Raw genomic sequence first — 15,819 nt, forward strand, 5'->3', positions numbered from 1 at the left:
TCATTTCCTTTTTTTGATAACTAAATAATAGACCTGTATACTCCCTAAAAAGGAAAATAATAATAACGAGGTTGTTGCACCATATATGATTCCATCCACTCCAAAACTATAGCATTTAACTAAAATTAAAGATAAAGGAATATTAAACAACATGGCGGCAATGGAGGTTAAAGTTTGAATACCTAATTTAGCCATTCCATTAACAATAAATGCAAAAATATTATTCCATACACAGACAATTATAAATATCGACATAGCATAAATAAGATTATTATCTACTATAAAATCTTTTCCTATCCAAAAACTTATTATATTTTTTGCTATAAATGCTAAAACAATTATTCCAAATATTATCAGCATAAAAATTTGAAGTTGTCTAAATAAAGAGTTTTTAATCCACTCGATATCCCCTCTATGATAAGCATCACTACATGCGGACCATAATGGTGTAATTAGCAATGAATGTATTATCATAATAATCGAAAAAAGTTTAAATACAACATCATAACTTGTTACATATTCTGGACCAAATAACTGTGTAATCATAATCTTGTCAGTTGTAAAAATTACAATAACTGCTATTTGAATAATAAAAAATTTAAATCCCATGGAGGCAATAGACTTAATACATTCTTTTGAAAAAAAACCTAACTTAGGAATAAGGAATTTATATTTTTTAAATGTTATATATGTAAGAATAACATTTGATAAAATCAATGAAAAGCCATAACAAAAAGCCAATTTAAATAGAGATCTTTCAATCAAAAAATATATAAATCCTAAAATCGAAAGTGCAAAAAAATTCGATAAAAACTGATTAAAAACAACCATAGAAGATTTTTGCAATCCATATAAAATTTGATTAATAAGACTCAGCCCAAAATTTATAATTAAGAAAAACCCTGATACAGAAACAACTAGATAAAGCTGGTTTTCCGATATTGTTTTTGTGTTAAAAACCACCTGCCAATTTATATAATAGGATAAAATAAAAAAAATTATCAGTAAACATAATACTATTACTCCTATACAAATATAACTAGTAGATACGTATTTTTTAGCATCATTTTTTTTCCCTTTAGCTAGCGATTTAGATAAGTTATTCCTAAGACCACTCCCAATACCCACATCAAACAAAACAACCCATGAAAAGATACTAACTATAGTGCTCCATATACCATATTTTTCAACTCCTAAATACCAAATCATGATAGGAACTAACAAAAAACTAATTATAATAGCTAAAATTTTAAAAATAGTTGATTTCTTGACCTGCAAAATGTAATTTTTTGAGCGATGCTGAGATGTACTTGTATCCATTAGTGATAGTCTCTAATCCATTCAATCATTTTTTTAATACCAAATTCTTTAGAAACCTTTGGTTGCCAACCTATTAATTCTTTTGCTTTTGTTATGTCTGCGACAAATACTCTTTGATCTGACTCCCTTGGAGGTAATTGAGTATATGCCATTTTGATATCAAATTCTGATTCTAAGGAACTAAAAAGTTCAAGTAACGAAGATGAATTTTCTATCCCTCCACCAATATTAAAAGCCTGCCCTTTAATAATCTCTATCTTTTGTGAGGCTTTTAGGTATAAATCCACACAATCACTCGCATAAAGTAGATCTCTTACTTGTTTACCATTACCTGATATTGTAAATGCTTGTTCTAAAGTATCATTCTTTATCTCTAGGGCTTTATGTGTAAACCAACCAAGCCACCCCTGATCGTAAGTAGCGAACTGCCTACCTCCATACATGGACGAATGTCGAAAGACAACTGTTTTTAAGCCATATATTCTAGCAAAATCTAACATATACTGATCCGCACTCCCTTTTGAAGTGCCATATGGAGAATGAAAATCTAAAGTAACTTTTTCATCAAAACCATTAGGCTTATCTATACAGACATACCTTGTAGCTGCTTCTTCGTAAGAATACTGCTCTAAATCTCCATATACCTTATTTGTGGAAGAATATATAACAGTAGAATCAGGACTATAAAGTCTTACTGCATTTAAAAGATTAAAGCTTCCTCCAACATTCACCTCAAAGTCCATTCTAGGGTCAGCTATAGATGTTGTCATAGCTACTTGACCAGCTAGATGATAAATAACATCAGGCCTATGAATTTTAATAGCCCTCTCAACATCATTTGTATTTCTTATATCTCCATGTATAAATTCAAACTCACCTTGAGACTCTAACCATTTTTTATTTTGATAAGACCCAAGCCTATACAAGGAGTCAAATACAATAAGTTCATCACCTTGTGCTAATATTTTACTAGCTATATTAGAGCCTAAAAAGCCACAACCTCCTGTTATTAAATACTTCATTTATTGATTTCCTTTTGAATTGTCCTTTCCAAGCCCTCTATTAAGGTGTATTTTGGCTTCCATCCTAGTGAATATAAGTTTGAAATATCAGCAGGCAAATCATCTTGCTCATTATCTCTAGATTTTACTACTCCAAAGTTCAAGTTACTTTTACTCTTGGATATTTTTTTAACTAGCTGTGCATATTCTTTGACCGAATGCACATACCCACTTCCTAAAGGATAATTATAAAAGCCTACATGATCTAATTTTCTATTTAATATGTAACAAATTGCACTAACCACATCATCTATATATATAAAATCTTTTTTCTGTACACCAGTAGTTAAGTTAATATTTCTAACATTTTTTAAGCAAGAGTCAATTACAAAAGATGTAAACTTATTCTTAGCATCTTCTTCACCATACATGTAATTTAGTAAAACATTCTCAACTGTTATATTTTTAACCTTTGAATAATACTCTAACCATTCTGTGAACTGTTTTTTTGAAAGCGAGTATGGATTAAAAAACTTGTCCAAGATGGTATCTACATTAATTACCCGTGATAAAGAATCAGTCTTACATAACAGCGTTTCAACCACCTCTAATGGGAAATTTAAATTTGCTTGTGTAACAAAACTATCAGATTCGCCACTCCTACCATAACAGGTTGCAGCATGTATTAATATAGAAATATCCTTATGCTTATCAAGCATTTTACTTAGCTCATCCGCATAAAAAATATTCGACTTAAATTTAAATAAGTTATTTTCTAAACATGAAAAATCAGATGTTCTTCGGACTATCACAAACACTTCGAATCCTTTCTGAAGAAGCTCTCTAACTAGACGACTACCTAAATATCCAGTAGCACCAGTTACTAATATTTTTTTCATATAAATTTATTTATATTGCTCTAAGAATTTTGTTGTATTAGTATGTACATAGTCCATCATCACTTGGGTTAGCCCATGATGGCAAGCTAGCAAGATACCTCCTTTCATAACTGCATCAGAATTAGGATAGCCTCCATCACAAGCAATATGAGGAATATCTCTAAATCCAGGCTGTCTTAAAATATTACCTGTAAACACAGTACGAGTTTGAATATTACATTTTTCTAGAAATATTTGCATATCTGTTCTTGTAAATGGTGCTTTTTCTCTAACTGTAAGAGGAAATGCTAACCAGCCAGTTCTACAATTTTCTAATGTTTTTGGTAAGATAAACCAATCTTCATATTTTTTGAAAAATTCTATCTGTTTGTTAAACCATTTATTTCTAGCGTCTATGTTTTTATGTAGTTTTGATAATTGCACCAAACCAAATGCTGCCCCCATTTCAGAAGGTTCAAGATTATACCCTAATGCTTCAAAAACAAATTTAGCATCATAGCGAATCCCTTCTATGTCTATATTAAATCTATTTTCAATAGCTTCTGACTCTACAAACAATGATGAGCTTCTTCCCCAACTTCTAAGCAACTTAGCTTTAGCATTCAGCTTCTTATCATTCACACAAAGCATTCCACCATTACCAGCACAGTTAATTACATGTGAACCATAAAAACTAGTGACACTAATATCGACAAATCTTCCTGAAGATGCACCATCAATTTCCGCACCTAGAGTATCACAAGAGTCTTCTATTGTTATTAGATTGTATTTATCAGCTATGTCTTTTAATTTTCTCCAGTTTGGAAGGTTCCCTAAAAGGTTTGGAATCATCATAGCTTTTGTCTTTGAAGTTATCATTGATTCAACTTTATTTACATCAATATTATATGTTCCTTCTTCAACATCAATAAATACTGGGATCAAACCATTTTTAACTATAGGAGCTACAGTTGTAGAAAATGTAAGAGCAGGAGTAATAATTTCTGAACCCTTAGGCAAGTTTAACAACTCTATTGACAAATAGTTTGCTGAAGACCCAGAATTTACCATAATACCATATTTTTTATCATACAGCTCAGCAACCCTAGACTCCATTTCTCTAACATTTTTTCCCATCTGTGTAGAAGTTTTTAGACAGTTAACTACAGCATCTATCTCTTCTTGACCATGCACAGTACACCCATAAGGTACAAACATTTTATCTTTATAAATCATATTTTCTTCCTTTCATATTTTTAATCATTATTTTGTTAAAGATGGATGCATTTCTCAACGATTAATTACTCAATAAATAGCCATCCTAAAAACCTATTTAACACTAAGAAAAATAGTCATTCAATTAATCCATTCAATATTTTTGTCTTTTGCACAAGTAATATAACATTCTAAGTCATTTTCTGTTAATATTTTTTTATTATCTTCATAAAAAGACTTATACCATTTGACTGTTTTTTCAAAAGTAGTCTCACTATCCCAAACATCTCTCCATTTTAATCTAATATGAGCTTTCGAACAGTCAAGTTTTAAAAGGTTTGCTTCATGTAATTGATCAGGATCTTTATTTATCTCATAATCTATCTTGTCCCAATGCTTTTTCACTCTCTTAACAACCTCTTTAACCGTAATACTACCTTCGTCACTAGGACCAAAATTCCAAGCCTCAGCAAACTCTTTTTTCCCCTCAAGAAGCTTTTGTCCAATTTGCAAATACCCACTTAAAGGCTCTAATACATGTTCCCATGGTCTAGTAGCATAAGGATTTCGTATAATCACTTTTTTATTTTTAGACACAGATGTCATAATATCTGTAATAAGCCGATCTTTAGCCCAGTCTCCACCACCTATCACATTTCCCGCTCTACAAGTTGCGATCAAAGTATTATGCGTTTTTTTATACTCATCTAGGTTAAAGTAAGAATTTCTGTAAGAAGTCGCAAGCAAATCTGCACAACCTTTTGATGAGCTGTATGGATCATATCCACCCATAGGATCATTCTCTCTATATCCCCAAACCCATTCTTTATTGTCATAAACCTTATCACTTGTAATATTAACTACTGCTTTTACATTATACATTCTACAAGCTTCAAACACCTTAAGAGTACCAATAACATTAGTTTCATACGTTTCAACCGGACTCTCATAGGATAATCTCACAAGAGGCTGTGCAGCAAGATGAAACACTATATCTGGCTTATAAACTTCAAATATTTGATTTAATTTCACCTGATCTCTAATATCGCCAATAATTGAAGCTATATTAAGATTCAATAGCTCTATATGATTCGGGTTAGTTGGAGCTTCAAGCGAGTATCCAATAACTTTCGCACCCATCCGTGATAACCAATAGACCAACCAAGAACCTTTAAATCCAGTGTGACCTGTAACTAATACTGTTTTACCTCTATAAATTCCACCAAATAGTGAAATCAATTCCAAGTTTTCCATGGTGCCTTGCCACTATCCCAGAGTTTATTTAAATCATTTTTATCTTTCAGCGTATCCATTGGCTTCCAAAACCCATCATGTTTATAAGTGAACATCTCACCATCTAACGCTAAATTCTTAAGTGGCTCTTGTTCAAATACTGTCAAATCATTTTCTATATAATCAAATACTTTAGGTTCACATACAAAAAAACCCGCGTTTATCCAATTTCCATCGCCTTTTGGTTTTTCATGGAAGCTTTTAACCTGGCCATCTCCTGCAATTTCTAATGCCCCAAATCTGCCATCAGGTTGAGCTGAGGTCATAGTAATAGCTTTACCATGAGATTTATGAAGCTTAATTAGTTCAGAAATATTTACATCACTTACCCCATCACCATATGTAAGCATAAACGCCTCATCTCCTATAAACTCTTTAGCCCTTTTTATCCTTCCCCCTGTCATACTGTTTATACCCGTATATAAAAGAGTGATTTTCCAAGGTTCGCTGGAATTATTCAACACGTCTATATTCCCATTTTGCATATCAATTGTAACGTCACTTTGATGTAAAAAATAATTTGCGAAATACTCTTTTATATAATAGCCTTTATATCCAAGAAGCACGACAAAATTATTAAACCCATACTTTGAATATATTTTCATAATATGCCAAAGTATTGGCTTTCCACCTATTTCTACCATTGGCTTTGGCTTTAAATCTGTTTCTTCACTAAGCCTTGTTCCAAAACCACCAGCTAATATAACCACCTTCATACAATACTCCTCTCTCAATTACTCATCCCTCAAATACCACTCATAAATCTTTCTGATACCGTCTTCAAGCCCAACCTTATGATTCCAGCCAAGCTCATGAATTTTAGTAGGGTCTGTAAGCTTAACCATTGTACCATCTGGCTTATCAGCATTAAATTTAAGCTCTCCTTTAAATCCAACAATATCTTTAATAAGCTCAGCCAACTCTTTAATAGAAATATCAACCCCAGTACCAATATTGATATGGGTATTTCTAATTTCTTTAGCATTTTTTGAGTACGTATCTTTGAAGTCTCTATTTTCTAGCAAAAATACACAAGCATCTGCCATATCTTCGGAATATAAAAACTCTCTTCTAGGCTTACCAGTTCCCCATATTTCTACAGAGCTCTCATCTACACCAAACTTCGATAAGTACTGTCTAGCTTCTTCAATAGAGTTCACTTTCAGATCTAGCAATACCTGCTCTATTTTGCCTTCATTTAGAAGTTTTGCAAGATATATCTTTCTAATCAATGCAGGTAAAACATGAGATTTTTCTAAATCAAAATTATCATTTGGACCATATAAGTTAGTTGGCATCACTGATATAAAATTTGTACCATACTGTAAATTATAGCTTTCACACATCTTTATACCGGCGATCTTAGCTATCGCGTAAGGCTCATTAGTATACTCTAATGGGCTAGTAAGTAAACAATCCTCAGACATTGGCTGCGGCGCTTCTTTAGGATAGATGCATGTACTACCTAAAAACAATAATTTCTTAACACCGTGTATATAGCTTTGATGTGTAACATTATTTTGAATCTGTAAATTCTCGTATATAAAGTCTGCCCTATAAGTATTATTTGCAACAATCCCTCCGACTTTAGCTGCAGCTAATATTACATATTCAGGCTTTTCAGTACTGAAAAAATCTTCCACAGATTTTTGATTCGTTAAATCAAGCTCAACATGAGTTCTCAATACTAAGTTAGTGTAGCCTTTAGATTGAAGATTTTTAATAATAGCTGAGCCAACTAAGCCCATGTGCCCAGCCACATATATTTTGCTGTCTTTACGCATTTCAAATTACCCTTTACTCAAAGTAGCTCATAATTTTATAGCCACCTTCTTTTAGGTAAACATCTTTGGTCATAAGTTTAAGATCACTATCCATCATATCATTGACAAGATCTTTCAAATCATACTCTCTATTCCAGCCTAATTTTTGCTCAGCTTTTGTAGGATCTCCTAGCAACAAATCAACCTCAGTTGGTCTAAAGTATCTTGGATCAACACAAACAATAATTTGACCTTTTGATAAATGAGTGAAATCAAGACCTAGCTCTTTTGCTCTATTATAATCAAGTGAATCAACTATGCCCACCTCATTAACTCCTTCATTTTCAAATTTCAAACTAATACCAGCATAAGCAAATGACAATTTCACAAAATCTCTAACTGTAGTAGTCTGACCTGTAGCAATAACCCAATCTTCAGGCTCATCTGCTTGCAAAATCATCCACATCATCTTAACGTAATCTTTTGCATGTCCCCAATCTCTTTTTGCATCAAGATTTCCCAAATACAGCTTATCTTGAAGGTTAAGTGCTATCTTAGATGCTGCTCTTGTAATCTTTCTAGTCACAAAAGTCTCACCACGCACTGGAGACTCATGGTTAAACAAAATACCATTACAAGCAAACATACCATAAGCTTCTCTATAATTCACAGTAATCCAGAACGCATACATCTTAGCTACTGCATAAGGTGATCTTGGATAAAACGGTGTAGTCTCACTCTGTGGAATTGCTTGAACTTTACCATAAAGCTCAGAAGTACTTGCTTGATATATCTTAGTCTTCTTCTCTAACCCAAGAAGTCTAACAGCTTCTAAAATTCTCAAAGTACCAGCACCATCAGCATTAGCAACATATTCTGGAGTTTCAAAAGATACATGCACATGACTCATAGCAGCTAAGTTATAGATCTCATCTGGTTGAGTATCAGCAATAATTCTAGTTAGATTCATAGAATCTGTCATATCACCATAGTGTAGAATCAGATTTCTATTCTCAACATGAGGATCTTGGTATAAGTGGTCGATTCTATCAGTATTAAAAAGCGAACTTCTTCTTTTGATACCATGAACAACATAGCCTTTTTTTAATAAAAACTCAGCCAAATATGAACCATCTTGACCAGTAATACCTGTAATTAATGCTACTTTTTTCATTTTAGATACCTTTTTTACATTATTTAATTAACTCATAATTCAATACAGTCTATTAAACTTGATGAGAGAACCTCTTAATAGACATTGCTGTTCTATACTCATCTAACAGCCTATATTAAATAAACTTAGCTCTGATAATCAAATTTCACTGTCGGGATTAAATCTCTCTACACAACCTAAACCTAATTAAAAATTTTTATCTACAATACTTTAATTATAATATATTAGTCTTAACCATGTATCAAGTTGAGTATAAAATTTACAGGCTTTAAAACATCATTAGATTGAGTGTTCACATATATAACATCTTTATAGCCTTCTAACACCTCTCTCGAGTATGGCTGATCTGAAACAAGTATTTTCAAATCAAATAGCTGCGCTTCCACTAGCGGTAGACCAAAGGTCTCAATATCGCTAGGAAACAACAATAAATCTGAAGATTTATAATATTCCAAAACACGGTCATAACTAAGGTTGCCCACTAACTTAATTTTATTTTCTAGCCTTTTTTCAATTATCAAGTCATAAAGCCTTTTGCTGTCACTTTTAGAAAATGTAAAGACACATTCAAAGTCACTATCTAATTTAGAAAGCCACTCTATTATTAAATGATGATTCTTATACTTAATAGGTGCAGCTGGATAAAAAATTCTAAACTTGGTTTTAGGAATATCATTTATACTAGATATGTCAATATCCTTAATTTCAGGTCTAACTATTTCAATATTATTAGTATTATATTTAAATTTCTCAGCAAAAGCTTTTTTAACCCAACGGGTTTGGACTATAACTCTGCTAACTCTATTTAATCCCATTCGAATAAAAAAAGGATATATATTTCTATAAAACCAAAAAATCCTTTCATCTTTTCTAAAAATATTCCATTGCTTATCAGAAATAGATAAAGCTTGATGAAAATAAACTATTTGCTCAATATTTCCACTTACATTAAGGGGTGTATTTTGTAATGATATAATAGTATCAGGTTTGATGTTTTTTCTTTTCAACTCTTTACTAAAAAGATAGTTATCCCAAAATATCCTTTTTATTCTATTTTGCTTACCAATGTTAAATATTTTTACATTACTAGACTCATATTGTGCTAGTGAATTTAATGAAACAAAAAAATAATAAGAGTTTCTTTTATCTTGTAAAGCCTGTTCCAAATAGCTTTTAAGGATAGCTAAAGCACCACCACTTTTTGCAGCTGGATTATTTATCACTATGTTCACTTAATCACCCAAAAACCATCACCATATTCAATAACATTATCAATAAAAAAAATTCCTTTAATTAACAAAAAAGATATCAATAAAAATAATACTAGACTATACCTTTTCATTTCCATATCTTTTTTAGGTAACATCAAGTACAACAGAAAGAAAACCTCAAACATAAAAGCACGATTACCTAATAATACTGTCGCCAGGATATAGAATGTAGAAATAGCAATAACTCTAACCCTATAATTACCCTTATAAAAACATATAAAAATTAACCCAACAACCAAACTTTTCAGAATATCTGAGATGGTTGTCTTATATATGTAAGCCGAAAACTTATGCAAGATTATACTTTCAAATAGCACAAAAACAAACAATGAAATCATCATAATTATGCAAAAGACTATAGTTTCCTTATTAGTGAGTTTAAAATTACTACGCATATATAAAAATATTGGTATATAGAATAATATCATAGAGAAATGTGATAGAACTGATAATAAAACACATAAATATGATAACTTTATCTTTGCTCTATTATAAAGTAGTAAACTTAGGATTCCAAAAAGAAATCCAAACTTTAATCTTTCAGCTCCTGTATATAAAACTAGAAAATAAAATGAGAATGTAACTATGAGAAAGCCATATATTTTATAGTGCCCCTTATACTTCAAATATGTATATGAGAAAATAGCTAGCAATCCATTCGCTAATGACATCACAAATATCTTACTAAGCCCTAAGCATACAGCCAAATATACTACTGCAAAATATATAGGCTCCTTTGCCCCAATAAAACTATACATACTCTCATACAGTTTATGTATTGATTCTGTTGCTATATTTAACTGAATGTAATCATAAAATTTGTTATAAAATAACTGATCACCCTGGGTATAGTAATGCAATAAAATACTTGATAAAGAATAAACTAAAACAAAAATTAAAACATTTTCGAAAAAAATAGTGTTTCTTCTGATCTTAAAAACCATAATTTGAGTACGATAATAATATTTTCAAAACTTTATCAGAAACATTTGGCATAGAATAATCTGCAACAAGCCTTCTTCTATCGTCAGTTTCTTCATCTAAAATAGCTAATGCTTGTAGGATTTTATCTTTGTTAAGCCCAACCATCATGACTACCCCCTCTTCCATAGCCTCTGGGCGTTCATGAGAATATCTAATATTCAAAGCCTTAAATCCTAATATAGAGCTTTCCTCACTAATCGTACCACTATCACTAAGCACTACTTTTGAGTCTAACTGAAGCTTAACATAGTCATTAAACCCTAGTGGTTTCATAATTTGTATCAAAGGATGAATTTCCAGGTTTTCTTGATCTATCATTTTTTTTGTTCTTGGGTGAGCTGCAAATATAATTGGTAATTCGTAAGTCTTAGCAACCGCATTTAATGATTCCATCAGGTCAAGAAATGATTCTCTATCACTGACATTCTCTTCTCTATGTGCTGATACTACAAAGTATTTACCCTCTTCTAGAGATAATCTTTCAACAATATCAGAGTTGTGAATATCGTCTTTTTTTATCTGTAGCACCTCAAACATGGGACTACCAGTTTTTATAATTCTTTGTGAAGGAAACCCTTCTGCAAGTAGATTTTCTCTTGCAATATCACTATATGGTAAATTTATATCTGAAATATGATCTACTATCTTGCGATTTAGTTCTTCTGGAACTCTAGAATCAAAGCAACGGTTTCCTGCTTCCATATGGAATACTGAAATTTTTCGCTTTTTAGCAGCTATAGCACATAAACAACTATTGGTATCGCCTAATACAAGAAATGCATCTGGCATTTCTTTGTCTAAAACTTCATCAATTTTGATTAAGATATTACCAATAGTCTCGATAGGCTTACCACTAGCTACTGAGTTTAAGAAATAGTCAGGCTTTCTTAAGTTGAAATCATCAAAAAATACCTGATTAAGCTCATAATCATGATTTTGTCCTGTATGAACAAATATGTGTCTGACAGCATGTGTTGCATCTAGTAGTTGTATAGTCGGCACGAGTCTTATAATTTCAGGTCTTGTACCAACAACAGTCATTATCTTTAATTTTTTCATATTATTCATAATATCCTAATAGTTATAAAATTCTTTATTATCTATTATCCATTTTTGCATATCTTGAATCATAATATCATAACTTGGAACATCAAAAGTCTGATTTTTTGTTATGAGAGATTTATCAGTTACATAATTATCATTCTTTAAAATGTTTAAATCATCGCAGGCAAAGTATTTTTTAAAAAGTAATAGTAAATCATATTTACTTATTTTCTGACCATTTGTTAGATGATACAAGCCTTTTAAGTTTTTTATTATTGCTAAATCTATTGATTTTGCTAATAGTATTGTGGTAACCCCCCCCCACATAGCCCTAGTATAGCCATTAATTTCTGACAATTTTCTAGCTTTCATAAACCAATTAAATAATCCTATACCATTTTCATTTATATCTGGACCAATAATAGATGTTCTAATTGTTAAATTTTTAGCATCACCTAACTCACCCAAAGCTTTTGATCTTCCATAAAACGTTCTTGCATCTGTTGAATCATCTTCACTATAACTACCTTTTTCACCAGAAAAAACACAGTCTGTACTTATATGTATTATTTTAGTTGGTAAATATAATGTTATTTTTGCCAAAAAGTTAGGGAGGTATGAATTGATTAAAACAGCCTTATCATGATTGTTTTCAGCATCTGTATTTAATATACCTACTGCATTAATGATATAGTCATATTTATTTGATATAATACAACTTTTTAATAAGTCAAAATCTGAAACATCCATCACAATAGTTTCTTTAAAAATAGCTGGTTTTCTTGCAATCTTATCAACAATATAACCTTTTTCTTCAAAATATATTGATATGACATGACCAGCCATTCCGTTACAACCTAAAACCAAAACTTTCATTATTTACCTATTTATTTTTCTTTATTATTTCTTCAAATGGAGTAAAAATAGCTCTATGCACTTTATTATGTATAATTTCATTATTTGGTCTACTGCTGGTATAGTAATACAAAATAAGAGACTTTCTACTCATATTTTCAGGACACTGCAATTTATGTGGATGTCCATGCTGAGTTAAATCACTCGTATTAAATAACACCATATTGTTAAAAACTGGAGGTATTTTATCAACACAATAGGTTAAGTCCTTATCCCAAAATTCAAGGTATCCACCATACTCCTCTTTCCAGTTTTTATTTAGAAAGACTATAACATTTACTCTTCTATACATTCGTATATCATCATTCCAAGTACCATCAACATGAATAGCTAGTTGTCCACCCTTCATAATCTGATTTAGACCACCCCCTCCAAACCAGTAATCAGGCATAAGACCTTTTATACCTGTAAATTCAGACAAAAGCCTACAGAAACGACCAGATTGTAAAGCTTGTACTACAAGCAAAATATTAGGTGGTATATCAAGTTCTGTCTGCCACTTAGTGCGATACTTAACTTGTATACCCTCATCATTTCTAATATCCCAAAATCTTTTATCTTTAATGCTAGGAAAACTATTAATAACATTATTTAATGCTTCATCTGAAAAGAGATTAGATATAGAATCGTAAGAAAAAGGATTTTTGTTCTGGTAAGCAGCCTTATTCTTCTTAACATACTCTTCAAATTTATCAAAATTAAAAACGGTGTTACCGTATATATGCTCCAACATATTACAACTCCCTCTAAAGTTTAATTTTTTCAAGTAATTTAATCATCCCATTAACACTTAATCTTTCCGTGTTATGCGAGTGGTAATCTTCTGCTTTGGCAATAGCACTTTTACCATCTGAGAAATATTTACTATAATTAAGATCCCTATCATCTGCAGCTACCCTATAGTATTGTCCCATATCCTCAGCCCTAGCCATTTCTTCTTTTGTAACTAGTACTTCATATAGCTTCTCGCCATGCCTAAACCCGATAATATCTATTCCTACTTTTTTATTCTTCTTCTGCATTAGAGCTTCAGCTAATGTCTCAATAGTAGCTGCTGGTGCTTTCTGGATAAATAAATCTCCCTGATTTGCGTTTTTAAATGAAAATAAAACCAGATCAACAGCATCCTCTAAGGTCATCATAAATCTAGTCATATTAGGATCTGTAATGGTGAGGTTTTTACCCTCATCTATAAGCTGAGAAAATAGCGGAATCACAGAACCACGACTTGCCATTACATTACCATATCTTGTAATGGATATCTTAGTTTCATTATTAGACAAATTTCTACTTTTTGCTACCGCTACTTTTTCCATCATTGCCTTAGAGATACCCATAGCATTTATAGGATAAGCAGCCTTATCTGTACTTAGGCAAATAACACTCTTTACATTATAAAATATCGCAGAATCTAATACATTCTCAGTACCGATAACATTAGTATTAACAGCTTCCATTGGAAAAAACTCACAAGATGGTACTTGCTTAAGTGCTGCAGCATGAAAGACATAGTTGACCCCTTTCATTGCTGTATCAACACTCTTTCTATCTCTTACATCACCTATATAGAATTTCAACTTATCTGAGTTATATTTCTTACGCATATCATCTTGTTTTTTTTCATCACGCGAGAATATACGTATTTCTTTTATATCACTATCTAAAAATCTATTTGCTACAGTTTCACCAAATGACCCTGTACCACCTGTTATTAAAAGAACTTTATCTTTAAAATCATTTAAACAAGTCATCCAACTCTTCCATTAATTTATTTTTATTAAAGTATTTATGTGAAAACTCTATTGCGTTTTGGGACATTTTAACCATGTCAGTTTCTGGCATAGCTTTCATTTTCAATATATTATTATATAATGATAGCCAATCTCCAGAGTTGTTGACTAAGCCACATTTTGCTTTCATAATTATTTCCTGAACCTCACCATCTGCTGATACCAGTATTGGTTTACCACATGCCAAGCATGACTGTGTTTTACCAGGAATCGTCATTGAAAATATTTCAGATTTAGTCAAACATATCAATGAGGCATCTATCTCATGCATAAAATACTTGATATTTTGTGGAAGTTGCGACTCAATAAAAACAAAATAGTTATCAATACTGTTTTTAGCAATATCCACCTGCAATTGATGCTTATATCGACCATCTCCGACCATATAGAATTTTACATTACTTATATTTGTCTCTTTAAGCTTTAAGGCGACTTTGATAAGAATATCCAGACCTTGTGCTTGGCCTATATTTCCTGCAAAGAGCACCTTAAAACCACTATCATCTTTAAAGTATTTATTATAAATTTGCTCGTCTCTTAATTTAGCCTCCTCATAAAAACTCTCAGCATATTGAGGCCAAAACATTAGTTTTTGTTCATACATATCGTTACGAGATTTTATTTTACTTACAAAACTCCTTGATGAAGTTAAAATCTTGTCACAATTTTTATAAATATAATCAACCATCTTATTGAGTCTACTAAGGATAAATTTATTTTTTAAACCAAGAACAACCTCAACACTTTCTGGCCATAAATCTGTCACATAAATATAGCAAGGAATACGATTTTTCTTCGCAATCTTAATGGCTGGTAAAGCCTGAGTCATTGGTGAAACTTCATATATAAATATATAATCTGGCTTTAATCTAGAAAAAAATGACCAAATAAAACCAGAAATCACAAATGAGATATAATTCAAAGCCAAAAATATTTTATTATTTTTCCTTGGAATTATAGGAATTCTAATTATTTTAACTCCTTTGTAACTTTCTTTTCTCTTACTAAAAAAACCATATCCTTTAAAAAAATTTCCTGAAGGGTAATTAGGTACCGCTGTTAACACTGTGACTTCATACCCCCTATTATATAACTCAACTGCTAAATCATTGACCCTAAAATTCTCAGGATAAAAATATTGGCTAACTATTAAAATATGCTTTTTCAAACT

The 15,819-nt window shown here is 31.4% G+C and carries 15 protein-coding genes; all 15 read right to left on the reverse strand.

From position 1 onward, the window contains the following. Complete coding sequence (locus tag E3E15_RS05640; RefSeq protein ID WP_172106917.1) at positions 1-1,320, reverse strand: oligosaccharide flippase family protein; 1,320 nt, start codon at positions 1,318-1,320, stop codon at positions 1-3. Continuing rightward, complete coding sequence (locus tag E3E15_RS05645; RefSeq protein WP_172106918.1) at positions 1,320-2,342, reverse strand: GDP-mannose 4,6-dehydratase; 1,023 nt, start codon at positions 2,340-2,342, stop codon at positions 1,320-1,322. Before E3E15_RS05645 ends, E3E15_RS05640 begins: the two co-directional genes overlap by 1 nt. After that, positions 2,339-3,220 (reverse strand): NAD-dependent epimerase/dehydratase family protein, encoded by an 882-nt coding sequence (locus E3E15_RS05650; RefSeq protein WP_172106919.1) that lies wholly within the window; start codon positions 3,218-3,220, stop codon positions 2,339-2,341. Before E3E15_RS05650 ends, E3E15_RS05645 begins: the two co-directional genes overlap by 4 nt. A 6-nt stretch (positions 3,221-3,226) precedes the next feature. Further along, on the reverse strand, positions 3,227-4,435 hold the full coding sequence (locus E3E15_RS05655) for an aminotransferase class I/II-fold pyridoxal phosphate-dependent enzyme (protein WP_209451675.1): 1,209 nt from the start codon (positions 4,433-4,435) through the stop codon (positions 3,227-3,229). A gap of 120 nt (positions 4,436-4,555) precedes the next feature. Further along, positions 4,556-5,668, reverse strand: coding sequence for a CDP-glucose 4,6-dehydratase (gene rfbG / locus E3E15_RS05660; protein WP_172106920.1), 1,113 nt, complete (start codon positions 5,666-5,668; stop codon positions 4,556-4,558). Continuing rightward, entirely contained in the window at positions 5,650-6,423 is a 774-nt protein-coding gene (gene rfbF / locus E3E15_RS05665; RefSeq protein ID WP_172106921.1) for a glucose-1-phosphate cytidylyltransferase, read from the reverse strand. Before rfbF ends, rfbG begins: the two co-directional genes overlap by 19 nt. An 18-nt stretch (positions 6,424-6,441) precedes the next feature. Next, entirely contained in the window at positions 6,442-7,491 is a 1,050-nt protein-coding gene (locus E3E15_RS05670; protein ID WP_172106922.1) for a GDP-L-fucose synthase family protein, read from the reverse strand. Positions 7,492-7,504: 13 nt separating this feature from the next. Next, positions 7,505-8,644, reverse strand: coding sequence for a GDP-mannose 4,6-dehydratase (gmd, locus tag E3E15_RS05675; RefSeq protein WP_172106923.1), 1,140 nt, complete (start codon positions 8,642-8,644; stop codon positions 7,505-7,507). Between the two features lie 230 nt (positions 8,645-8,874). Then, the gene (locus tag E3E15_RS05680; RefSeq protein WP_172106924.1) at positions 8,875-9,876 is read right to left on the reverse strand and encodes a glycosyltransferase; all 1,002 of its coding nucleotides are present in this window, start codon (positions 9,874-9,876) and stop codon (positions 8,875-8,877) included. Beyond that, a complete protein-coding gene (locus tag E3E15_RS05685) occupies positions 9,873-10,673 on the reverse strand; it encodes a hypothetical protein (protein WP_245313652.1) in 801 nt (266 codons plus the stop codon). The genes E3E15_RS05680 and E3E15_RS05685 overlap by 4 nt, the downstream gene beginning before the upstream one ends. 175 nt (positions 10,674-10,848) lie before the next feature. After that, the gene (gene wecB / locus E3E15_RS05690) at positions 10,849-11,958 is read right to left on the reverse strand and encodes a non-hydrolyzing UDP-N-acetylglucosamine 2-epimerase (protein ID WP_172106926.1); all 1,110 of its coding nucleotides are present in this window, start codon (positions 11,956-11,958) and stop codon (positions 10,849-10,851) included. 15 nt (positions 11,959-11,973) lie between these two features. Then, the gene (locus E3E15_RS05695; protein WP_172106927.1) at positions 11,974-12,819 is read right to left on the reverse strand and encodes a dTDP-4-dehydrorhamnose reductase family protein; all 846 of its coding nucleotides are present in this window, start codon (positions 12,817-12,819) and stop codon (positions 11,974-11,976) included. Between the two features lie 7 nt (positions 12,820-12,826). Beyond that, on the reverse strand, positions 12,827-13,591 hold the full coding sequence (locus E3E15_RS05700) for a 2OG-Fe(II) oxygenase (protein WP_172106928.1): 765 nt from the start codon (positions 13,589-13,591) through the stop codon (positions 12,827-12,829). Between the two features lie 13 nt (positions 13,592-13,604). After that, positions 13,605-14,609, reverse strand: coding sequence for a polysaccharide biosynthesis protein (locus tag E3E15_RS05705; RefSeq protein ID WP_172106929.1), 1,005 nt, complete (start codon positions 14,607-14,609; stop codon positions 13,605-13,607). Further along, a complete protein-coding gene (locus E3E15_RS05710; RefSeq protein WP_172106930.1) occupies positions 14,593-15,816 on the reverse strand; it encodes a glycosyltransferase family 4 protein in 1,224 nt (407 codons plus the stop codon). The genes E3E15_RS05705 and E3E15_RS05710 overlap by 17 nt, the downstream gene beginning before the upstream one ends. Positions 15,817-15,819 lie beyond the last annotated feature (3 nt).

It is taken from the genome of Allofrancisella frigidaquae, assembly GCF_012222825.1.
GTDB lineage: Bacteria > Pseudomonadota > Gammaproteobacteria > Francisellales > Francisellaceae > Francisella > Francisella frigidaquae.